At 62.1% G+C, this 22,787-nt stretch carries 19 protein-coding genes; 15 read left to right on the top strand and 4 right to left on the bottom strand.

From position 1 onward, the window contains the following. Nucleotides 1–39 precede the first annotated feature (39 nt). Nucleotides 40–1,746 carry a sensor domain-containing diguanylate cyclase gene (locus tag AC2A1F_RS08040; RefSeq protein ID WP_484208263.1) on the top strand — a complete coding sequence of 569 codons (1,707 nt, stop codon included), beginning with the start codon at nt 40–42 and terminating at the stop codon, nt 1,744–1,746. Nucleotides 1,747–1,884: 138 nt separating this feature from the next. Here AC2A1F_RS08040 and AC2A1F_RS08035 read toward each other — a convergent pair whose 3' ends face one another. Continuing rightward, the gene (locus AC2A1F_RS08035; protein ID WP_484208262.1) at nt 1,885–2,280 is read right to left on the bottom strand and encodes an acyl-CoA thioesterase; all 396 of its coding nucleotides are present in this window, start codon (nt 2,278–2,280) and stop codon (nt 1,885–1,887) included. Then, a complete protein-coding gene (locus AC2A1F_RS08030; RefSeq protein WP_484208261.1) occupies nt 2,277–4,352 on the bottom strand; it encodes a S9 family peptidase in 2,076 nt (691 codons plus the stop codon). The genes AC2A1F_RS08035 and AC2A1F_RS08030 overlap by 4 nt, the downstream gene beginning before the upstream one ends. Nucleotides 4,353–4,414: 62 nt before the next feature. Here AC2A1F_RS08030 and AC2A1F_RS08025 point away from each other — a divergent pair, with 62 nt between their 5' ends. The 5 genes from AC2A1F_RS08025 to AC2A1F_RS08005 all read left to right on the top strand — a co-directional run bounded on the left by AC2A1F_RS08025 (nt 4,415) and on the right by AC2A1F_RS08005 (nt 11,967). Further along, the gene (locus AC2A1F_RS08025) at nt 4,415–6,223 is read left to right on the top strand and encodes an aminopeptidase P family protein (protein ID WP_484208994.1); all 1,809 of its coding nucleotides are present in this window, start codon (nt 4,415–4,417) and stop codon (nt 6,221–6,223) included. A gap of 208 nt (nt 6,224–6,431) precedes the next feature. Next, nucleotides 6,432–7,052: an EF-hand domain-containing protein gene (locus tag AC2A1F_RS08020; protein ID WP_484208260.1), complete on the top strand. Its 621-nt coding sequence runs from the start codon at nt 6,432–6,434 to the stop codon at nt 7,050–7,052. A 4-nt stretch (nt 7,053–7,056) separates the two neighbouring features. After that, entirely contained in the window at nt 7,057–7,794 is a 738-nt protein-coding gene (locus AC2A1F_RS08015; RefSeq protein WP_484208259.1) for a response regulator, read from the top strand. Nucleotides 7,795–7,848: 54 nt separating this feature from the next. Then, on the top strand, nt 7,849–9,192 hold the full coding sequence (locus AC2A1F_RS08010; RefSeq protein ID WP_484208258.1) for a sensor histidine kinase: 1,344 nt from the start codon (nt 7,849–7,851) through the stop codon (nt 9,190–9,192). 135 nt (nt 9,193–9,327) lie between these two features. Next, the gene (locus AC2A1F_RS08005; RefSeq protein ID WP_484208257.1) at nt 9,328–11,967 is read left to right on the top strand and encodes a M1 family metallopeptidase; all 2,640 of its coding nucleotides are present in this window, start codon (nt 9,328–9,330) and stop codon (nt 11,965–11,967) included. 49 nt (nt 11,968–12,016) lie between these two features. Here AC2A1F_RS08005 and AC2A1F_RS08000 read toward each other — a convergent pair whose 3' ends face one another. Beyond that, nucleotides 12,017–13,591 (bottom strand): helicase HerA-like domain-containing protein, encoded by a 1,575-nt coding sequence (locus AC2A1F_RS08000; protein ID WP_484208993.1) that lies wholly within the window; start codon nt 13,589–13,591, stop codon nt 12,017–12,019. A 102-nt stretch (nt 13,592–13,693) separates the two neighbouring features. Here AC2A1F_RS08000 and pabB point away from each other — a divergent pair, with 102 nt between their 5' ends. The 5 genes from pabB (at nt 13,694) to AC2A1F_RS07975 (ending at nt 18,416) form a co-directional block, all read left to right on the top strand. Beyond that, a complete protein-coding gene (gene pabB / locus AC2A1F_RS07995) occupies nt 13,694–15,463 on the top strand; it encodes an aminodeoxychorismate synthase component I (protein WP_484208256.1) in 1,770 nt (589 codons plus the stop codon). Then, a complete protein-coding gene (locus AC2A1F_RS07990; protein WP_484208255.1) occupies nt 15,460–16,629 on the top strand; it encodes a pyridoxal phosphate-dependent aminotransferase in 1,170 nt (389 codons plus the stop codon). The genes pabB and AC2A1F_RS07990 overlap by 4 nt, the downstream gene beginning before the upstream one ends. Then, entirely contained in the window at nt 16,626–17,312 is a 687-nt protein-coding gene (locus AC2A1F_RS07985; protein ID WP_484208254.1) for an RluA family pseudouridine synthase, read from the top strand. Before AC2A1F_RS07990 ends, AC2A1F_RS07985 begins: the two co-directional genes overlap by 4 nt. Nucleotide 17,313: 1 nt before the next feature. Next, nucleotides 17,314–17,727, top strand: a complete 414-nt coding sequence (arfB, locus tag AC2A1F_RS07980) for an alternative ribosome rescue aminoacyl-tRNA hydrolase ArfB (protein ID WP_484208253.1) — start codon at nt 17,314–17,316, stop codon at nt 17,725–17,727. A gap of 77 nt (nt 17,728–17,804) precedes the next feature. After that, a complete protein-coding gene (locus AC2A1F_RS07975; protein WP_484208252.1) occupies nt 17,805–18,416 on the top strand; it encodes a 5'-methylthioadenosine/S-adenosylhomocysteine nucleosidase in 612 nt (203 codons plus the stop codon). 32 nt (nt 18,417–18,448) lie between these two features. Here the strand turns inward: AC2A1F_RS07975 and AC2A1F_RS07970 are convergent, their stop codons facing one another. Then, the gene (locus AC2A1F_RS07970; protein ID WP_484208251.1) at nt 18,449–19,705 is read right to left on the bottom strand and encodes a NupC/NupG family nucleoside CNT transporter; all 1,257 of its coding nucleotides are present in this window, start codon (nt 19,703–19,705) and stop codon (nt 18,449–18,451) included. 88 nt (nt 19,706–19,793) lie between these two features. Here AC2A1F_RS07970 and AC2A1F_RS07965 point away from each other — a divergent pair, with 88 nt between their 5' ends. From AC2A1F_RS07965 to folD, 4 genes are all read left to right on the top strand, one after another. Next, complete coding sequence (locus AC2A1F_RS07965; RefSeq protein ID WP_484208250.1) at nt 19,794–20,459, top strand: queuosine precursor transporter; 666 nt, start codon at nt 19,794–19,796, stop codon at nt 20,457–20,459. Between the two features lie 90 nt (nt 20,460–20,549). Continuing rightward, a complete protein-coding gene (gene argB / locus AC2A1F_RS07960) occupies nt 20,550–21,458 on the top strand; it encodes an acetylglutamate kinase (RefSeq protein WP_484208249.1) in 909 nt (302 codons plus the stop codon). Between the two features lie 101 nt (nt 21,459–21,559). Then, nucleotides 21,560–21,865, top strand: a complete 306-nt coding sequence (locus AC2A1F_RS07955; RefSeq protein ID WP_484208248.1) for a YggT family protein — start codon at nt 21,560–21,562, stop codon at nt 21,863–21,865. A gap of 14 nt (nt 21,866–21,879) precedes the next feature. Continuing rightward, entirely contained in the window at nt 21,880–22,770 is an 891-nt protein-coding gene (folD, locus tag AC2A1F_RS07950) for a bifunctional methylenetetrahydrofolate dehydrogenase/methenyltetrahydrofolate cyclohydrolase FolD (protein WP_484208247.1), read from the top strand. Nucleotides 22,771–22,787: the final 17 nt, after the last annotated feature.

The raw sequence follows: 22,787 nt of genomic DNA, 5'->3' as shown, positions 1-22,787 counted from the left end.
ATTAACGCCGTTATAAGTTTGTGACGCTATTCCGGCTGAATGTCCGGTGTCATCGCCCGATTTCTGGCTTACTGCCTGCTGCTGTCGCTTGGCCTTGCAGCAGCCCCCGCTGTTGCGGGCAGTGTGCCGGCAGAGCGCATGTGTCATGCCGAAGCCAAAACCCGTGAAGCCTTTCGCGATGTGGCCGCACAACCGGACCGTTGGCACTGTCAGGGTGAAGGCTGGTCCCTGCAAACCGAAGCAGTGCTGATCCGTTTTGATCTGCCTGCCAGCGGTGATCGGCTGCTTCCGCAAAGCATTTCAACACACACCGGCAACTTCGAACGGATCGATGTTGGCGTGATTGATCGCCAGGGCAGGGGAGTATGGACATCGCACTGGCCCGGGGATGTCCGCCATCTGGCAACAGGCCCTTTCATGACGATCCCCTTGTCCGACGTCACATCGGATACGGCACAGATTGCCGTACGCGTCGTCCGGCCTTGGGGCAAAACCACGCTGAGCGAAATGCGGCTCGATCCGTTTGTCGAAGGCAGCGGCTGGACGCTGCAGATGATCGTGGCGATGGGTGCGATTTGCGGCATGTTGCTGGTGCCATTGCTCATCAATACGGCGTTCTATTCGGTCCTGCCCGAACGGTATGTGATCTGGCACCTGGTGATGGTGTCGGCCATGCTGGTTCAGGCGACTTTTGCGACCGGGTTCTTCCATCTGGCAACCCCTGTGGATATGCGATGGGAATGGCAGGCATCGAACATTGCCTTTACCGTGATGTGCTGGGCCGCGCTGCTGTTTGCCGCGAACTTTATCGAGAGCGATAGTCTTGATCCGCGTTTGCGCCGGTTGGCCAAGGCGCTGGGGCCAGTTGTTGGTCTGGCTGGCCTTTTCAGCAGCATTCCATCAGAGGCAGTGCGGCCATGGTCATCGCTGACCATGCATTTGGCCGTGGGGCTGGCCATAGTGGTGCTGGCTTTGATGATGGCCAATGCCTATTTCAAGGGCAGCCGAGCGGTGAAATTCCAGATCGTCGGCTGGACGCCGCTGATGGCCATCGGCGTGTGGCGTATTTCAGCCTATGTCGTCCCTTCGTTTCACCCGACCGAAGCCATCCTGCCCTATCAGTTGGCGCTGGCCTTTGAAGTGCTCGTGACCGCCTTGGGGATCGTCAGCCGGTTTGTCGAAGTGCGCCACGAGCGTGACAAGGCCACCGCGCGGGCCATTGAACTGGAAGGCATGGCTGACCGTGATCCCCTCACGGGGCTGCGCAATCGGCGCACTATCGAAACGCATTTCGAAGAACTGTTCCGGCGCGGCTTCCGCACAATGGCCGTGCTCGATCTCGATCATTTCAAGGTGGTCAACGATACGCACGGCCATGCCACCGGTGATATGGTGCTGTGCGCGGTGGCCCATGCGCTGGCCGATGATCGCGATACGCGGGCCATTCGCATGGGCGGTGAGGAATTCCTGCTGCTGCTGCGCGGCCACGATGCCCCCGCGCGCGCCGAACGCTGCCGCCGGGCTATCACCACGCGGATCGCCGCCGAAGTGCCGGGGCTTGAGCGCATCGTCACGGCCAGCATGGGCTTGGTGGAACACGATACTCGCGGCAATTTGCAGATCGATTTCGTATCGCTCTATGCCCGCTGCGATCAGTTGCTTTACGAGGCCAAGCGCCTTGGCCGCAACCGCACGATGCGCGAGAAAGTGACCGGGTTCCAACCCGTCCTGGCGCGAGCCCTCTGAGGCAACCTGCCCAAATTTGACTCACGTTTTCCAAAATCCGCTCATGCTGAGCTTGTCGACGCATGCTGTTCCAGCGTTGCGCAGGCACCCTTCGACAGGCTCAGGGTGAGCGGTGTGGTGGCGCAGCGTTGGGTCTATCTAGGGCAGGAACGGCGCGGCCACGTCCTTGGGCACGCGCAGGATGCGGCCCGAGGTGCGGTCGATAATCGCCCAGGTGGTCTTTGCGCTGACAATGACTTTGCCCGCAGCATTGCGGAAATCCACCCGCCGATCAAACCGCGCGCCGGTGGGCGGTTCGGGAATGAAGGTTTCAGCGGTGACGTTTTCGCCCGCCACAATGTTGCCGCGATAGTCGATCTCATGCCGCGTCACGACCCAGACATAGGCGTCTTGGTGTTCTGACGACGCCACCGCCGACCAGTGTGCGGTGGCGATATCCTGAATCCAGTTCACCCACACCGCATTGTTGACATGGCCCAGTTCGTCGATGTGCTCGGGGCCTGCGGTGAAGGTAATGACGTGGCGATTGCTCAAGCTGGCACGCCCAATTGCCACAGGATAAAGGCAAACTCCTCGGCTGTTTCTTTCAGGCTTTCAAACCGGCCGGATTTGCCGCCGTGGCCAGCACCCATGTTGGTTTTGAGGATCAGTTCGTTGCCGTCTGTCTTGACCTCGCGCAGCTTCGCCACCCACTTGGCAGGCTCCCAGTAAGTCACGCGAGGATCGTTAAGGCCTGCTGTTACCATTAGCGGCGGATAGCTTTGCGGTTTGATCTGCTCGTAAGGCGAATAAGACTGGATCAGCTCAAACGCCGCTTTGTCTTCAATCGGATTGCCCCATTCGGGCCATTCGCCGGGCGTCAACGGCAGGTCTTCATCAAGCATGGTATTCAGCACGTCGACGAAAGGCACATGCGCCACGACTGCGCCCCACAGATCCGGGTCGGAATTGATCACTGCGCCCATCAATTCGCCGCCCGCCGATCCGCCGGAAATGCTGATCTTGCCCGCCTGGGTAAAGCCGCGCTCAATCAGCCCTTTGGCAACATCGACGAAATCGTTGAACGTGTTGGTCCGCGCCTCCAGCTTGCCCGCCTTGTACCACGCGCGGCCCAGATCATCGCCGCCGCGGATGTGCGCAATGGCATAGGCAAAGCCGCGATCCACAAGGCTCAACCGCGTGGTTGAGAAGCCCGGCCCGATGGCAATGCCATAGGCGCCATAGCCATAAAGATGCAGCGGCCCACCGGGCGCACGGTCCTTGCGCCAGACCACGCTGACGGGCACCATCGTACCATCGCGCGCGGCAATCTCCAGCCGCGCCGTGTCATAGAGCGAGGCGTCGTAGCCGCTCGGGATTTCCTGCACCTTGAGCAGCGTCAGGCTGCGCGTGGCAACGTCGTAGTCATAAGACGATGCGGGGCTGACCATCGATTCGTAACCGACGCGCAGCACGCTCATGTCCCATTCGGGATTGTCGCCCAGCGAGGCTTCATAGCTGGCTTCGGGAAATGCGATCGGCTCAATGCGCGAAGGATCGTCGTAATACCGCACCTCGATCCGATCCAATCCGCGCACGCGGCCTTCGACCACATAGAAATCGCGGAACAGATCGAACCCGGTCAGGTAGAATTCGTCAGTCCCTTCGATCAGCGTGGTCCACTCGCCGGGCTTGGACAGCGGCGCGGTGGCAAGGCGGAAGTTCTCGTGCGTGTCGTTGGTGTGGATAAAGAGCGTGTCGTCCCGCACATCAACATCATATTCCACGCCCTTCTGCCGCGCTTTCACCAGCAGCGGCGCTGCCAGCGGATCGTCGGCCGGAACCAGCCGCACTTCGCCGGTTTCATGATCGCCTGTAGAAATGACCAGCCACTGTTCATTGGCCGATAGCCCTGCGCCGACGCGGAAACCCTCGTCATCCTCGTGGTAGAGTTCCACATCACTTTCCAGCGGCTGGCCGATCCAGTGCAGGCGCGCATTGTCGGTCCGCCAGTTCTCGTTGGCCAGCGAATAGACCAACCCGGTGTCGTTCTTCACCCAGATCAGGCCCGAAAGCGTGCCGGGGATTTCGTCGGGCAGGACTTCGCCGGTAGCGATGACCTTGATCCGCGCGGTGAAGCGTTCGGAGCCATTGTCGTCCACTGACCAAGCCAGCTTCGCGCCGTCCTTCGAAACGGCAATCGCGCCTAACCGGAAGTAATCCTTGCCAGCTGCCAAGGCCACTTCATCCAGAATCAGCTCGTCCGCGCTGCCATCATCGAGCGCGCCAACGGGCCTGCGCCACCACTTCTTGTATTCTGCGCCTTCCTCGAACTCGATCCAGTAAAGGAAATCGCCGTCCTTCTGCGGCACGGACTTGTCGGCTTCCTTGATCCGCCCGCGCATTTCGGTGAACAGCGCATCGATCACCGGCTTGTGTTCGCCCATGCGGCTCTCGAACCAGGCGTTTTCCGCTTCGAGGTGCGCGAGCACGGCCTCGTCGGTCACCTCGGGATAACCGGGATCGCGCAGCCAGGCATAATCGTCAGTCACGGTCAGGCCGTGATGCGAAAATGTGTGGGGCTGCTTGGCGGCGACAGGAGGTGTGGCAATGGTCATACTCTGCATCTATGTTGGCTGCATGATGCCCGCAAGCCGGGCGTGCCCTTTCAGGACGATAACTCATGCTGATGCAGACAAATGAAGCCCGCCTCGATGCCTTGCGCAAGCAACTGGCAGCCGATGGCCTTGATGGCTTTGTCATCCCGATTTCCGATGAACATATGAGCGAATATGTGGGCGCCTATGCCCAGCGGCTGGAATGGCTGACCGGGTTTGGAGGCTCAGCAGGCACCGCGGTGGTGCTGGCTGACAAGGCGGCGATGTTCGTGGACGGGCGATATACCCTGCAGGTGCGCGATCAGGTGGATGGGCGGCTGTGGTCGTACGAATCCGTGCCGCAGACCAGCGTGGCGGCGTGGCTGGCTGAACATGCTCCGCAAGGGGCAAAGATCGGCTATGACGCATGGCTTCATGCCAAGGGCTGGGCTGAAGGCGTAGCGCAGGCGCTCGAACCGCGCGCCGCATCGCTTGTGCCGGTTGCCACAAATCCGGTGGATGCCGTGTGGGACGATCAGCCCGCACCCTCGTTGGCCCCCGCCGTGCCCCATGCCGATGCACACGCCGGAAAATCTGCGCATGAAAAGCGCGCTGAAGTGGCCGAATGGCTCGGTGCGCGCGGGCTGGATGCGGCGGTGATTTCGGCGTTGGATTCGGTGGCGTGGCTGCTCAACATTCGCGGGAGCGATGTGGATCGCACGCCGGTGGCGCTGTCGTTCGTGCTGGCCCATGCTGATGGCACTGCCGACCTGTTCATCGCGCCCGATAAGGTGACGCCTGAACTGATCACGCATCTGGGCAATGCGGTGCGGGTGCAGCCGCGCGAAGCCTTTGTGCCTGCGCTTCATGCATTGCAGGGTCGCAAGGTGGCGGTCGATCCCGAACGCGCGGTGGCCGCGATCTTCCATGCGCTTGAGGGAGCAGGAGCGCAAGTTGTGGCGGTAACCGATCCGGTGGTCCTGCCCAAGGCGATCAAGAACCCGGTTGAACAGGCCGGACACCGCGCGGCGCAAGCGCGCGATGGTGCAGCGATTGCGCGCTTCCTGCGCTGGATTGCGGTGGAGGCCCCCCAAGGCACCGTGACCGAGCTTTCGGCGGCAGACCGCCTTCAGGCCTTCCGCGCGCAAACCGGGCTGCTTCGTGATCTGTCGTTCGATACAATCTCCGGCGCGGGGCCGAACGGGGCCGTGGTACATTACCGCGTGAGCGAGGAAACCAGCCGCACGCTGGAGCCAAACAGCGTCTATCTCGTCGATTCGGGCGGGCAGTATCTGGATGGCACGACCGATATCACCCGCACCGTTTGGATCGGCCCGGATGCGCCGCCCGCCGAAATCAAGGACCGCTTCACCCGCGTGCTGAAAGGCCACATCGCGCTGGCCCGCGCGGTCTTCCCCGAAGGCACGGCTGGCAGCCAGCTTGATAGCTTTGCCCGCCAGTTCCTGTGGGCGGCGGGGATGGATTACGCACATGGCACCGGCCACGGCGTGGGCAGCTTCCTGTCCGTCCACGAAGGGCCTCAACGCATTTCCAAGGCGGCAGGCGGGCAGGCGGGTACCGGGCAGGAACTGCTGCCTGGCATGATCCTGTCCAACGAACCTGGCTATTACAAAGCGGGCGCATATGGCATCCGCATCGAAAATCTGGTGCTGGTGGAACAGCGCAATATTGCGGGCGCGGAGGGTGAGTTCTACGGCTTTGAAACGCTGACCTTCGCCCCCATTGACCGCGATCTGGTGGATGTGGCGCTGCTCTCGGGCGAGGAATTGAACTGGCTCAACGCATATCACGCACAAGTGCATGCTGTGCTCGCACCTCAGCTCGAAGGCGATGACGCAAGCTGGCTTGATGCGGCATGCGCCCCGCTTGCTGCCAAATGAACAACATGGATCGATCGCGACAAATTGCGACAATAAACCCGCCACCGCGGCATAGTCCCGCGACAACGTGCGCCTAGACAGGTTTTACAGGAACTGCGGCAACCCGCCTCAATCCCCCGGGGCCACAAGCCCAAGGCAAGCTTCCCTCCCCCTCCTTGCCGATGGGTTGCTGCGGTTCCTGACCCTTTCTCGCTCACGGAGCACAAACATGAAAAAGTTCAACATTGCAGCAGCGGCAGCGGTCACAGCCACAGCCACGCTCGCGCTCTATTCCGCAACGCCCGCCTTTGCCCAGAAGATGGACGCAGATGGCGACAAGACTGTCACTTGGGCCGAAGCCAAGACAAAGGCTGACGCCATGTGGGCCAAGATGGATGCCAACAAGGACGGCAAGGTCGACAAGCGGGATCGCGAAGCCAAGATGGCCGAACGCTTTGCCAAGATTGATGCCGACAAGAACGGTTCGATCAGCCAGGCTGAATTCATGACGCATCACAGCGCGATGAAGGGGCCGGACAAGATGGCCGAAGATGCGGACGGCAAACGCGAAGGCTGGAAAGGCCGGGGTAAGGGCCGCATGGGCCATCACGGCATGATGGGCGGCGGCATGCGCATGATGGCCATGGCCGATACCAACAAGGACGGCACGGTTGCTCGCACTGAATATGATGCCGGGGTGAAGATGCACTTCGGCATGATGGACACGAACAAGGACGGCAAGGTCACCCCTGAAGAGCGCCGCGCCATGATGAAGTCGATGCGCGGCAAGATGCGCGGGCCGGCTGGTGCAATGGGTGATGGACCTCCGCCCGCGCCTCCGGCAGGTTGAACCGATGAACGAAGCGCCAATCCGCATATTGCTGGTAGATGACGAACCCGCGCTGCGCGAACCCCTGGCGGACTATCTGGTCCGGCAGGGGTTTGTCGTGACACAGGCCGGCACTGCTGCCGAAGCGCGCAGCCGTTTGATAGAGGCTGGCTGCGATCTCGTTCTGCTTGATATCATGATGCCGGGCGAGGATGGCCTGTCGCTATGCCGCCATCTGGTAGAAGCGCGGCGCTTGCCGGTGATTTTCATCACGGCCAAGGGCGAATCGACCGATCGCATAGTCGGGCTGGAGATTGGCGCGGACGATTACGTGGTCAAACCCTTCGATCCGCGCGAACTGGTCGCGCGCATCCGTTCGGTCCTGCGCCGCGCAACCAAGCAATCCAGCGAAGTCTCAGACGCGGTCATCTACGAATTCGAAGGTTGGCGGCTCGATCCGCTCAAGCGCCGCTTGCTGGACCGCGATGGCGCTGTTGTTGCCATTTCCTCAGCGGAATTTCGCCTGCTGCTGGCCTTCCTCGATCATCCCCGGCAGGTACTGGATCGTGACCGCCTGCTCGATATGGTGCAAGGCCGCGAGGCGCATCTGTTTGATCGCGCGGTGGACAATCAGATATCGCGTCTGCGCCGCAAGGTTGAGGTCGATAGCCGCAATCCGCAACTGATCCAAACAGTGTGGGGCGGGGGCTATATGCTCGCCACCGAAGTGCGCAAACGCCCTGCTACCGATAGCGAGGGCTGATCGATCATGGCTGGCATTCGCTTATGGCCGCGCAGCTTGCAAGGGCAGGTTCTGTTGGCGATCGCGCTGGCCCTGTTGGTGGCGCAGACCATTTCGGCGGTGCTGATCTGGCGCGAACAAACGCATCGCCGTGAAGTGTCGATGGTCAGCAGTGCGGCATTCCGATTGATCGGACCAAGCCCCGAAGAACGGCGGCGCAGGCGCGGCGAAGACCGTCCGCCACCGCTGTTTCGGTTGGAAGAATCTGCGCAATCGTTGCAACAGGCAGGCGAACGGCGCTTGCCGCGGGTCGAACATGAATTGGCCGAAGTGCTCACCGCGCAGGGTGTAGAGGCGGAAGAAATCGTCGTGTTCGAACGTGATCCCCGCCGGGATCGCCCCAGCATGGAGTATTGGAACCGCAATCGCCGCAAGATCCAGATGGTGGTAAAAGAGCCGATGCCACGGCTGGTGATCGCCTCGATCCGGCGGCCAAACGGCGGGTGGATATCGACACGGGTTTTCACCGAGGGCGGCGAAATGCGTGTGCTGGCCCCGCTGGTAGGCCAAACCATCGTGCTCTATCTGGTGCTGGTTGGCACCATGGCCCTGGTCTTGCGGCGAATGGCGCGCCCGCTCAAAGCCTTGACCCGCAGGGTGGAGGATTTTGCCGGAAACCGCACGCTGGACGGTCAATTGCAGCCTGAAGGCCCAGAGGATATTCAGGGCCTGATTGTGGCGCACAATGCGATGGAAACCCGCATTGCCGCGATGCTTGATGAAAAGGACGTGATGCTGGGTGCCATCGGGCATGATCTGAAAACACCGCTGGCAGCGCTGCGCGTGCGGATCGAGGCGGTGGAGGACGATACCGAGCGCAGGCGCATGGCCGCGACGATTGAGGACATCAACCGCTCGCTCGATGATATCCTCTCGCTCGCCCGCGTTGGCCGTCCGTCCGATCCGGTCGAGCCGACGGAACTTGCCGCGCTGGTTGCCGATGTGATGGGTGAATTTGAAGATATGGGCGAGCCTGTGGAACTGGGCGAGACGGATCGTATCGTCCTTCCCGTCCGCGCCACATGGATGCGGCGCGCACTGCGCAATCTGGTGTCCAACGCGATGCGTTATGGGCACCGCGCCCGTGTTTCGCTGCACCGCGAAGGCCAGATGGCCATGCTGCGGATCGAGGATGACGGCCCTGGCATCCCCGAATCCGAAATCACCCGGATGATGGAACCATTCACCCGGCTCGAAGCATCACGCAACAGCGGCACCGGTGGCACCGGCCTTGGCCTGACACTGGCCCGCGCTATTGCCGATCAGCACGGCGGCACTTTGACCCTTGCCAACCGGCGCGGGCGTGATGGGCAGGTCCTGGGGCTGACAGCCACCGTGCAATTGCCGATCACGGCATAGTCAATCGACACTGGTCGGACGCAAGGGGCGCTTTGTCGAAAGGAGGCGCGGGGAACGCGACTGGTTGCTAGTGCAACCGCTTCTGCTTCCCCGGAGTTCCTGCCACAGATGCGTATCCTGTCCCCCGTTTCAGCAATGGCGCTGACAATTGCTGCTATTTCCGCACCGGCAATTGCCCAAACTTCGACCAATCCTTCGGCTGCAGCGGGCGTTCACACCGATCTGCCGCGTGTGGCCCACCCCTCGCACTATACCATCGCTGTCAACCCCGATGCAGCCAATCTCAAGTTCAGCGGACAGTCGTCGGTCGATCTGGAAGTCACCGAGACCACGCCGTTCCTGACCCTGCACGCGCTGGATTTGAACATCTCCGCAGCCACGCTGACTTTGGAAGGCGGCACCGCTGTGCCAGTTACCGTTACGATGGACGCGGCAACCCAAACCGCGCGCTTTACGGCCGCGCAGCCGCTCAGCCCCGGCAAATATCGCCTGAGCACAACATACACTGGCATTATCAACACGCAGGCCAACGGTCTGTTCGCGCTCGATTATCCTGACAAGGTCACCGGCAAGGACGTGCGCGGCCTGTTCACGCAGTTCGAAGCGCCCGATGCGCGCCGCTTTGCCCCGATGTTCGATGAGCCGATCTACAAGGCTACGTTTGATCTGACCGCTGTTGTTCCTGCGAGCCAGATGGCTATCAGCAACATGCCGGTGACAAAGGAAGAGCCGCTCGAAGGCGGGCTGAAGCGCGTCACCTTTGGCACCAGCCCGAAGATGTCGTCCTATCTGCTGTTCTTCTCGCTCGGCGATTTTGAACGCATGGCCAAGGAAGCGGTCCCCGGCGTGCAAGTGGGCATCGTGGCGCCCAAGGGCAGTGGCGAACAATCGCGCTTTGCGCTGAACGAACTTGCGCCGCTGATCCCGTATTACGCCGATTACTTCGGCCAGCCCTATCCGTTGCCCAAGCTCGACAATGTGGCCGCACCCGGCCAGTCGCAGTTTTTCTCGGCCATGGAAAACTGGGGCGCGATCCTCACGTTCGAACGCATCTTGCTTGATGATCCGGCCATTACCAGTGCGGCCGCGCGCGAGAACATTGTGGTGACACAGGCGCACGAAGTGGCGCACCAGTGGTTCGGCAATCTCGTCACGATGGCGTGGTGGGAAGATCTCTGGCTGAACGAAGGTTTTGCCAGCTGGATGGAAACCAAGGCGACCGCCCATTTCCACCCCGATTGGTTCCCGCTGCTGGGCCGGGTCGATGGCCGCGATGCCGCGATGGGCCTTGATGGCTATCGCACCACGCACCCCATCGTGCAGGAGATCAAGACGGTCGACGAAACCAATCAGGCCTTCGATGCGATCACCTATCAGAAAGGTGAAGCGGTCATTTCGATGCTCGAAGCCTTTGCGGGCGAGACCGTCTGGCGCGATGGCCTGCGCGCCTACATGCGCGATCACAAATTTGGCAACACGCGCTCGAAGGACTTGTGGCAGGCCATCGAAAAGGCTGGCGCACCGGGCCTGACCGCCATTGCCGCCGATTTCACGACCAAGCCGGGCATCCCGCTGGTCAAAGTCACGGGCATGACCTGCAAGAAGGGCGTGACCACGCTGAACCTTGAACAAAGCGAATTCAGCGTTGATCGCAAGGAAGAAGTCGCAGCCCGCCCTCAACAGTGGAAAGTGCCGCTGCTCGTCTCCAGCGGGTCGGGTGAGCCGGTGCGCACCATTCTGGACGGCGGGAAGGCCACGGTCAGCGTCAATGGTTGCGGCCCGGTGGTGATCAATGCGGGGCAACTGGGCTATTACCGATCGCTCTACAGCCCCAAGATGCTGCAATCGCTGAAAGCTGCCATGCCAAGGCTTGCCGCCGTCGATCAGCTCGGCCTGATTGCCGATAACCTTGCGCTGTCGGCCAGCGGGTATCAGCCTTATGGCCCGGCGTTCGATCTGCTGGCCGCCATTCCCGGTAATGCCAATCCGGTGGTGCTGGGCAGCGCCTTTGGCGATTTCGTGGGGGCATGGCGCACGCTGGACAAGGATATGCCTGCGCAAAAGGCGCTCGCCGCCAAAGTTGCCGCAACATACAAGCCGCGCTTGATGATGCTGGGCTTTGAACCCAAGGCGGGCGAGAGCTTGCCCGATGCAGACTTGCGCTCCACCCTGATTGCAGGCTTCGGCACGATGGGAGATGCCGATGTCGTGGCTGAGGCGCGCCGCCGCTTTGGCCTGCTCGCCGCCGATCCCAAGGCGATGGACGGCCCGCTCAAGACCACGTGGCTGAATATCGTGGCGCGCAATGCCACCAGAGATGAATGGGACGCGATCCGCAATCTGGCTGCTGCATCGAACAGCGGGGTGGAACGGCAGTTCCTCTACACCCTGCTAGGCCGTCCGGCGGATGCATCGCTGGCCAAAGCGGCACGGGAATTGGCGTTGACCGATGCGCCGGGCAAGACCACCAGCGCAGCGATGATCGTGGCAACCGCGGTCCTTCACGCCGATGAAACCTATGAGTTCGCGTTGGCCAATCGTGCGCAGATCGAAGCGCTGGTTGATGCGCAAAGCCGCGTCACCTTCATCGCCCAGTTAGGGGCAGGCTCCAACGATCCGGCGATGATCGACAAGCTCAAGTCGTTCAAGGCTACGGTGCCTGCAGAAGCCGCCCGCCCGGTTGACCGCGTAATTGCGGTGCTCACCGAAAAGGCCAAGTCGCGTCCCCTCTACGCCAAGGGCCTTTCAGACTGGCTGGCCGCAAAGAAGAAGTAAGGTCCGCTTCGTTCCCCTCCTCTGAGGAGGAGGGGGTTAAGGCCAAACTCTAACGCAACAACCCGCCCATGATTCCGCGCGCAAAGCGGCCGAAGGCTTGCCCGCCGATGGACGTGGCAATGGTGCCCACCACGGCGGTAAGCCCGGTCGACATCGGCGAAGCGCTCGATTTCTTGCCGGTAATCTTGGCCGCGATCACCGCGCCTGCAGACGATGCGACCGCGCCCGCCGCTGCCTTTCCGGCCTTTTCCCACATCGATGTGGTGCGGCGCGGGGCGGCGCGCTGGGCGTCTTCGCCTTCCTCCTCCACCTGCTGCGCGGCGGCAGCGGCATCTGCGGATTTCTGCGCCAGAACTTCGGCTGCAGATTCGCGGTTTACAGCAGTGTCGTACTTCCCATCGAACGGGCTGATCGACTGGATGATCGCCCGCTCCTTGGGCGTTACCGGGCCGAGCCGCGAACGCGGAGGCGTGATCATCGTGCGTTGCACCACCGATGGCGAACCGTCCTCATTCAGCGTTGAAACCAGCGCCTCGCCCACTTTCAGTTCAGTGATGACCGTGCCGACATCGAGATCCTTGTTTATGCGGAAGGTTTCCGAAGCCGCCTTGATCGCCCGCTGATCGCGCGGGGTAAAGGCACGCAGCGCATGCTGCACACGGTTGCCAAGCTGGCCTGCGATTTTTTCAGGGATGTCGATCGGGTTCTGCGAGATGAAATAGACGCCCACACCCTTCGATCGGATCAGGCGCACCACCTGTTCCACTTTGTCCATCAGGGCTTTGGGTGCATCTTCGAACAGCAGGTGCGCTTCATCGAAGAAGAACACCAGCACTGGCTTGTCCGGGTCACCCACTTCAGGCAGCGCCTCGAACAGTTCGGACAGCAACCACAGCAGGAACGTGGCGTAAAGCTTGGGGCTCTGCATCAGTTTTTCCGCCGCCAGCACGTTGACCATGCCGCGGCCCTGATCGTCCACCTTGATGAAGTCGTTGATTTCGAACGCGGGTTCGCCGAAGAACCGGTCCGCGCCCTGGCTTTCGAAGCTAAGCAACTGGCGCTGGATCGTGCCGACGCTGGCCTTGGAAACATTGCCGTACTTGCCTGAAAGTTCGCTGGCATTTTCGGCGCAGGCCATCAGCACCGATTGCAGATCGGGCAGGTCGATAAGCAGCAGCCCGTTGTCATCGGCATAGCGGAACGCGATGTTCAGCACGCCCTCCTGCGTATCGTTCAGCCCCATCAACCGCGCCAGCAGCAGCGGCCCCATTTCCGAAATCGTGGTGCGGATCGGGTGGCCAGATTCGCCATAAAGGTCCCAGAATACGGCCGGATTATCGGCATAGGCATAGTCGGTAATGCCCAGATCCTTGGCGCGTTGTTCAAGGCTGGCGGCGTGCTTGAACGTGGGGCTGCCCGCCATCGAAATGCCCGCAAGGTCGCCTTTCACGTCGGCCATGAATACCGGTACGCCGCGTAGCGAAAACTGTTCGGCTATGCCCTGCAGCGTCACCGTCTTGCCGGTGCCGGTTGCCCCTGCAATCAGGCCGTGGCGGTTGGCCCGGCGCAGGCGCAGCACCTGCCGCTCACTGTTCGACGCAAGACCAAGGTAGATATCGTCCATGCCCAAAACCCCGTTCGTTTCGCCGATGATTAGGCGGTGCATCCCCGCCTTGCGAGTGGTTTTTGCATCCAGAGCGGGGAACGGCTAGAGCGCGCGCCAATCATGACTTCCAAGCCCTTCATTCTCCTCGACGATGCCCGTACGCAGGGCGCCAGCGACGCGCGTCTTTATGAAGATGCGCTCGAAGTGGTGGTCGCGCGCCGGGCTGACGAGGTGGAGGCCGCGCTGGCGCAGATCGCGGCAACGCCCGGAGATTGGGCTGGCTACTTGGCTTACGAAGCAGGCCTCGCGCTCGAACCGCGTCTTGCCCCGCTGGCGGAGGACCGCACCGGCGCGGCAGGTCCGCTGGTGTGGTTTGCACGCTTTGCGCAGGTCACTCGCATGGCCAGCGCTGAAGTGGAACGCTGGCTGGCCAGCAAGGCGGCGGGGCCGGGCAGGCTCGGCCCGATGGGCGCGGCTATATCCTGCGGCGGCTATGCCAAGGCGTTTACCCGCGTGCAGGAAGCCATCCGCGCGGGCGATATCTATCAGGCCAATCTTACATTCCCGCTGGCCGGAACGTGGGATGGTGATCCGCTGGCGATCTATGGCGATGTGCGCCGCGATTCCCGCAGCGGCTATGGCGGGGTGATCTGGGACGGCGCGCACTGGCACCTCTCGTTCTCGCCCGAACTTTTCTTCAAACTGGCAGGTGGAGAAGCGCGCGTGCGCCCGATGAAGGGCACCGCCCCTCGCGGGGCCACGCCGGAAGAGGACGCGCAGCTCAAGGCAGACCTTGCTGCCAGCGTAAAGGACCGCGCCGAAAACTTGATGATCGTCGACCTGATGCGCAATGACCTGTCGCGCGTGTCAAACGCAGGCTCGGTCAAGGTGGAAGCGCCCTTTGCCATCGAAACCTACCCCACGGTCCACCAGATGGTCACCACCGTGCGCGCCAAACTTGCTCCGGGCGAGGATGTGAGCAGCCTGCTGCGCGCCATCTTCCCCTGCGGATCAATCACCGGCGCGCCCAAGATCCGCGCGATGGAAATCATCCATCAGGCTGAACGCGATGCGCGCGGCCTCTATTGCGGTTCGATCGGGCGGATAGACCCCTCTGGCGATGCCGCCTTCAATGTGGCAATCCGCACGGTGCGCATGTCGGGCGATGGCCGCGCGATCATGGGTGTGGGTTCGGCGGTGGTTGCCGATTCGGTGATGATCGGCGAATGGCGCGAATGCGTAGTTAAGGGGAATTTCTTGCGACTTTCAGCCGGGCATGCCGATCTGATCGAAACGATGGCCTTCGATCCGGCCAAGGGCATTGCCCTGCTCGAACTCCATCTCGAACGCATGAAGGCCAGCGCCCTCGCGCTCGGTTTCAGCTTTGATCGCCACGTCTTGCGCAACGCCATCCACGCGCTGTGCTTCGATCTGGATGCGCCCGCCAAAGTGCGGCTGGTCGTATCCAAAAGCGGCGCACACGCGCTCGATGCCAGCCCCATGCCCGCGCCGCTGGAGAGCTTGACCTGCGCCGTCCTGCCGCTACCGGTATCCGATGGCGATTGGCGCTTGCGCCACAAGACCACTGACCGTGCATTCTATGAAGCAGGCCTTGCCGCCGCCAAGAAAGCAGGCGCAGGCGAAGCGCTGTTCCTGCGCGATGATGGCCTGCTCACCGAAGGCATGTTCACCAGCATCTTCGTGGAACGCGATGGCATTCTGCTCACCCCGCGCGCAGACCTTGGCCTCCTGCCCGGCGTGCTGCGGCGTTCGCTGATCGAAGAAGGCCGCACGGTTGAGGCAGAGCTGACGCTCGACGATCTGGCGAGCGGCTTCCTCGTCGGCAATGCCCTGCGCGGCTTGATCCCGGCGCGGCTGCTCGGCGCATGACACAACTGTCAGCGGCCCTCGCGCGCATCGCCCCCTCGCGCACCACCGCCATCACCGACCGGGCGATCCAACTGCGGGCCGAGGGGCGTGACGTGATCTCGCTTTCCGTAGGTGAGCCGGACTTTGCCACCCCCGCCCACGTGGTGCAGGCGGCCAAGGATGCGCTCGATGCAGGCGACACCAAATACACCGCCGTCGTCGGCACCGCCGCTCTGCGCGAAGCCGCCGCCCTGCACTTCAAGCGCGATCTGGGCATCGAAGTGCCACCTACCCAAGTGATCGTCAGCGCAGGCGGCAAGCAGGCGATCTTCCACGCGCTGCTCGCCACGCTTGATCCGGGCGACGAAGTGCTGATCCCGTCCCCATGGTGGGTCAGCTACCCCGAAATCGTGCGCTTCGCAGGCGCGCAAGTGGTAGACGTGCCCACCACGGCCGCAGGCGGTTTCCGTATCACCCCCGCCCAACTCGAAGCTGCTATCACGCCCGCCACACGCTGGCTTCTTCTCAACAGCCCCGGCAACCCCACCGGCGCGACCTATCCCGCAGAAGAACTGCGCGCATTGGGAGAAGTCCTGCGCCGCCACCCGCGCGTGCTGGTGATGAGCGACGATATCTACGCGCCCTTGCGCTATGGCGAGGGCATGCACGCGACGCTGGCAGTCGAATGCCCCGATCTTGCGCCCCGTATCCTGACCGTCTCGGGCGTATCCAAAAGCCACGCGATGACCGGCTTTCGTATCGGCGTTTCGGCAGGCCCGGCATGGTTGATCGGTGCAATGGGGCGCCTGCAATCGCACTCGTCGGGTAATGCCGCCTCGATTTCTCAGGCCGCCGCCGTCGCCGCCTTCGCAGGCCCGCAGGATTTCCTGATCGACTGGCGCGAACGCTTCCGTGCGCGGCGTGATAGCGTCTGCGCCACGATCAATGCCATTCCCGGCCTCTCCACCCCGATCCCCGATGGCGCATTCTACTGCATGGTCGATGCTGCGCCGCTGATGGCGCGATTCGGCGATGATGAAGCGCTGTGCCTCCACCTGCTCGAAAGCGGCGTGGCGGTCGTCCCCGCCTCGGCCTTCGGCGGCATAGACGGTTTCCGTATCAGCTTCGCGGCGGACGAAGCAAAACTCGAAGAAGCGCTCCGGCGTATAGCAAAGGCCGTAGCGTGACCGATTTTTCCATCCTGTTTGAAGACGGTGAAGCCCTTGTCATCGACAAGCCTGCAGGCCTGCCGCTCGATCGTCCCCGCGCAGGTGGCCCCTGCCTAGAAGACCACCTCGATGGCTTGCGCCTCGGCTTTCAGCGCGAACCGCACCCCGTCCACCGGCTCGATCAGGACACCTCGGGATGTCTGCTGCTCGCCCGCAATCCCAAGGCGCTGAAGCGCTTTTCCGCCGCCTTCGAAGCGCGGGAAGTGGAGAAGGTCTATATCGGCATCGTATCGGGCGAAGTGACGGGCGAGAACGGCACCATCGACCTGGCCCTGTCCAAGATCAGCTCAGCCGAAAAAGGCTGGCGCATGATCCCGGCCAAAAAGGGCAAACCCTCGATCACCCATTGGAAAGTGCTAGCGCGCAAACCGGGCATGACGCTGGTGGAATTCCGCCCCGAAACCGGCCGCACCCACCAGATCCGCATCCACGCGCTGGCAGGGTTGGGTCATGCACTGGTCGGTGATCCGATTTATGGCGACGGCAAGATTGCATGGCGCACGATGCTCCACGCCTCGGAACTGAAGGTCATGCGCGAAGGCAAGGAGCCGATTGACGCCTACTCGCCGATGCCGCTCGATTTCGCCGCCTTCGCGTTTGAACTGCCAGTAACAGGCGAAGTGCCTGCCACCGAAGACTGACATGGAAGTTGACGCTCTCATCGCCCACGCGCTGACGCTGGTCGAAGAAAGCTTCATCGCCTCGGCTGGCCCCGGCGGACAGAATGTCAACAAGGTGGCCACCGCCGTGCAAGTACGGCTAGATGTCTTCGCCCTGCGCCTGCCGCCCCCGATCTTCCAGCGCCTGAAGGAACTGGCGGGCAGCAAGATGACCGCCGGGGGTGAGATCGTGATGACCGCGCGCAGTTACCGCACACAAGAACAGAACCGCGAAGACGCGCGCAAACGCCTAAGCGAATTGCTGCGCGACGCCTGCAACCTCCCCCAGAAACGCGCCAAATCCCGCCTCAATCGCGTGGGCAAGGTGCAGCGGCTGGCAGGCAAGAAGATCCGTGGCGCGGTGAAGGCTGGGCGCGGGAAGGTGCAGTTGGACTAGGCCATTGCCTTCCCCATTTTCTGGCGAACATGTTCAGGCAGCGCTGGCTTGGGCAGGAATAACGAGGATCTGGTTTGATGGAACTGACCCAACTCGGGCGAAAACGTGCGCTGTTCATCATGGCGGCAGAGCCGGAATACGGCCCCCACTTGCGCGCCCGCTTCGCGCCCCTGATCACCGGTATCGGTCCGGTTGAGGCTGCTCTGCATGTGGGAATTGCCCTGGCGCGACTGGAAGCGGCGGCCACGCTGCCCGACCTGATCGTCTGTCTCGGCTCAGCCGGATCGCGGCGTTGTGCGCTCGGATCAGTCCACCAGATCGGTAGCGTTTCATGGCGCGATATGGATGCATCGCCGCTGGGCATCGAACCGGGCGTGGTGCCCTATCTTGATGAGCCGAAGGACCTGCCGCTGGAAACGCCAGTTGCTCTGCGCGTGGCCACGCTATCGACTGGCGGCGATGTGGTCAGCGGTTCAGCGTGGGACCGGGTGAGCGCCGACATGGTCGACATGGAAACCTACGCCGTCGCCCGCGCAGCGCGCACGTTTGGCGTGCCGCTGGTGGGCCTGCGCGGCGTGTCCGACGGTCCCGGTGAACTGGCCGGAGCGCATGATTGGCACAAGCTGCTGGGCTATCTGGATGGCGAACTGGCCAAGGCGGTGGATTTATTGGCGGCGCATTACGCCTGAAGGCCCCATCTTCCGTTCTTGTCGAGCCTTTGCTAAAGGCTGAGAAACACCCCCGCCAACGCCGCGCTCATCAGGTTGCTCAGCGCGCCTGCAACCAGCGCGCGCATGCCCAGCTTGGCGATCATCGGGCGCTGGTTGGGGGCAAGGCCGCCCGTCACCGCCATCTGGATCGCAATCGAGCTGAAATTGGCAAAGCCGCACAGCGCGAACGTCACAATGCCCACGGTCTGCGGGGACAGAGCGGTATCCTTGCCCAGTTCGATGAAGGCGACGAATTCGTTGAGCACGATCTTGGAGCCGAACAGCCCGCCTGCCTGCATCGCTTCGGCCCAATTCGCTGCGCCCAGCAGGTAGAACATCGGGGCAAAAACGTATCCCAGCACCATCTGGAATGACAGGTCCGGCATGCCGAACCAGCCGCCCAGCCAGCCCAGAATACCATTGGCCAGGGCCACCAGAGCCACGAAAGCCAGCACCATCGCGCCCACCGCCACGGCCAGCTTCACCCCGGTCTGCGCGCCTTGGCTGGCTGCCATGATGATGTTGGCGGGGCGCTCTTCCTCGTCTGAGGCGAGGGAGGGCTTTACGTGGGGGTTGGGCAGCGCCTCATCGGCCACTTCGGCGGGGCACGGCGGCTCGTCCGGCATGATCAGCTTGGCCATCAGAATGCCGCCAGGTGCCGACATGAAGGCGGCGGCCACCAGATAATCGATGCGGATGCCCATGCTGGCATAGGCGGCAAGGATCGTGCCCGCCACGCCCGCCATGCCCACGGTCATCACGCAGAACAATTGAGACGGATTCAGCGCTGCCAGATAGGGCCGGATCACCAGCGGTGATTCGCTTTGCCCCACAAAGATGTTGCTGGCCGCGCACAGCGATTCGACCTTGCTGATGCCGGTCACTTTTTCCAGCGCGCCGCCGATCCAGCGGATCACCAGCTGCATCACGCCGATGTAATAGAGGATCGAGATCAGCGCCGCGAAGAACACGATCACCGGCAGTGCCGAAATGGCAAAGCTGGTGCCGCCAATCGCCGGGTCTGCCAGCGGCCCGAACAGGAATGAAACACCCGCCCGCGCAAAGCCCAGCAGACCCTCAACCCCCGAGGCCGCGCCTTGCAGCATGCGGTTGCCGAGCGGCACATAAAGCACCAGCGCGGCAAAGCCGGCCTGCAGGGCAAAGGCTGCCGCCACCACGCGCAGCCGGATGGCCCGACGGTTCGATGAAAGGGCAAAGGCGATGGCAAGGATGAGCAGCATCCCCAGAAGGCTGAACAGGACGCGCATCGGGAAGGACGGTGCTCCAACAACTGATCGTTACAGAAGAACCTAATAGCGAATTGGCGCAGGGTTAAAAGCGCGCTATCGGCCTTAGATGCACGATAACGCACCGGTAGCCCCCGCAATCCCCCGTTCTTTGTTCGCGCTGTCGCTGCTTTACGGCGGCATGTGCGTGCTGGCAGGCGTGTTGGGGGTAAAACTCGCCTCGCTCGGCACATGGCCATTGCTTGGCGATCTGGCGGTGGAATCGGGGATTTTCGCATTCCTGCTGCTGGTGGTGATGGCCAGCGCGGTGGCTGAACTGTTCGGGCAGGATGTGGCGAACAAGCTGGTGCGCTTTGGCTTTGTGCCGCTGATCGTATCGATGATCCTGCTGACAGTGGTGATCCGCGTGGTGCCGCCTGCCCCGTTCTGGAACGATCAAGATGCCTTTGCGCGCCTGCTGGGCCAGGGCGCGCGGATGCAGTTTGCGGGCCTCATTTCCTATGGCACCTCGCAAACGCTCAACGTCTATCTGTTTTCACGCATCGCGGGCGGACGGGGCAAGTTGCTGATGCTGCGCGCATGGATCGCCTCGATGCTCAGCCAGGTGGTCGATACGATCCTGTTCATCACGATCTCGTTCTATGGGCAGGACCTGCCGCTGATCTCGATCATGCAGGGCCAGATCATTTCCAAGCTGGTGCTGTCCACCATCATGGTCCCGCCGCTGATCTGGGTGTTCGTGCAATTGGGCAAGTGGCTTGATCGGCCAGAATAATCGGCCAGAATAATCGGTCGGCATAATCCACTGCGCTTCGCGCAATCCTCAATATTGGATTCCGCAACTTTTACGCGTAATGGCGCGGGCATGAGCCAGAACCACGACCCCGCCATGCTTGCCAAGGCCGAGACCCTGACCGAAGCGCTGCCCTATCTTCAGCGCTATGCTGGTAAGACCTTCGTGGTGAAATATGGCGGCCACGCGATGGGCGATCCTGAACTGGCGCAAGATTTTGCCGAAGACATCGTGCTGCTAAAGGCCGTCGGCATCAACCCGGTCGTGGTCCATGGCGGCGGCCCGCAGATCGGGCGAATGCTGAAAGCGCTCGGCATCGAATCGCAGTTCGTCGATGGCTTGCGCGTGACCGACAAGCAGACTGCCGAAGTTGCCGAAATGGTACTGGCAGGCGCGATCAACAAGGAACTGGTCGGCTGGATCGCCAAGGCTGGTGGTAAGGCTATCGGCATTTCCGGCAAGGACGGTGGCATGGTCATCGCCCGTAAGGTTCAGTCGAAAAAGGCCCCCAAGGCCATCGCTGGCGATGATGGCGAAGCATTGGTCGTGGACCTCGGCTTCGTAGGCGAACCCGCGCGGATCGACACGACGGTGATCGACACCATCGTCAACGCCGGGATGATCCCCGTGATCGCCCCCATCGGCGTGGGCGAGGATGGCGAGACCTACAACATCAATGCCGATACGATGGCCGGCGCCATTGCCGCAGCGCTCGGCGCATCGCGCCTGTTCCTGCTGACCGACGTTCCAGGTGTGCTCGACAAGGACAAGAACCTGCTAACCGACCTGCGCCCCGCCGATATCGCGCGGCTGGCCGAAGATGGCACTATCAGCGGCGGCATGATCCCCAAGCTGGAAACCTGCGTCCACGCGGTGGAGGCAGGCTGCGAAGCAACCGTCGTGCTTGATGGTCGCGTTCCCCACGCGATGCTGCTGGAAATCTTCACCGCGCAGGGCGCAGGCACTTTGATCCGGGCCTGAGAAGATAAGAGCCTGAGCGGATCATCGGGCACTTGTGGCACCGGGAAAGGGTCGGCTAGGAGCAGGATCAAGCTGTTTTAAGCCAATAGGGAACTGCACCAATGCTGCTGTACACGCTGATCTGGGCATTAGCTCAACTGATCGACATTATCGTCATGGTTGTGATCGTACAGTTTGTGCTCGGATTGCTGCTCGCGTTCAACGTAGTGAACCTTCATAACAAGGCTGTGTCGGTGTTGTGGACTGCGCTAAGCGCAATTCTTGATCCTCTGCTCAATCCAATCCGCAGAATCATGCCAGACACTGGTGGAATCGACTTTTCCCCAATGATCCTGATTTTCGGTTTGCGCGCCCTCATGTGGGTCGTGGGCAAGCTCGCAGACCTGAGCATGGCTACCGCAATTTAAGAACGGATTTCAACATGACTGCTGCCGTGATTGATGGAAAGGCCTTCGCGGCCACTCTGCGCGCCCACGTGGGCGAACTGGCCACGGCGTTTGAAGCCAAGGCCGGGCGCAAGGCGGGCCTTGCCGTGGTGCTGGTGGGCGAAGACCCGGCCAGCCAGGTCTATGTCCGCTCCAAGGGCAAAAGCACGCTCGAAGCGGGCATGAACAGCTTCGAACACAAGCTGCCCGCCGATACATCGGAAGCCTATTTGCTGGCGATGGTGGAAGCGCTGAATGCGGATCCGGCGGTCGATGGCATCCTCGTCCAGTTGCCGCTGCCAAAGCATATCGACGAGCAGAAAGTCATCGCCGCGATCAATCCAGACAAGGACGTCGATGGTTTTCACGTAACCAACGCGGGCCGCCTTGCCGTGGGCCAGCCGGGCTTCGTGCCCTGCACGCCGCTGGGCTGCCTGATGCTGCTGAAGGACCACCTGGGCGACCTGTCGGGGCTTGATGCGGTGGTCATCGGCCGGTCGAACATCGTGGGCAAACCGATGGCCCAGTTGCTGATTGCGGAAAGCTGCACCGTCACCGTGGCGCACAGCCGCACCAAGGACTTGGCCGATGTTGTGCGCCGCGCCGATATCGTCGTCGCCGCCGTGGGCCGCCCGGAAATGGTCAAGGGCGATTGGATCAAGCCCGGTGCAACCGTGATCGACGTGGGCATCAACCGCGTTCCGGGTGCCGAGGGCAAGACGAAGCTGGTCGGCGATGTGGACTATACCAGCGCCGCCGCCTTTGCCTCTGCCATCACGCCTGTGCCGGGCGGTGTCGGGCCAATGACCATCGCGGTGCTGCTGCGCAATGCGCTGGTTGCGGCCTATCGCAATGCCGGGCTGGAACTGTCCGCAGACGCTATTTGAGGGGGGTGCTGCCAGTT

The sequence above is a fragment of the Novosphingobium sp. HNCC26BN242 genome (genome assembly GCF_057180525.1).
This window is presented reverse-complemented; position numbering and strand designations above follow the sequence as displayed.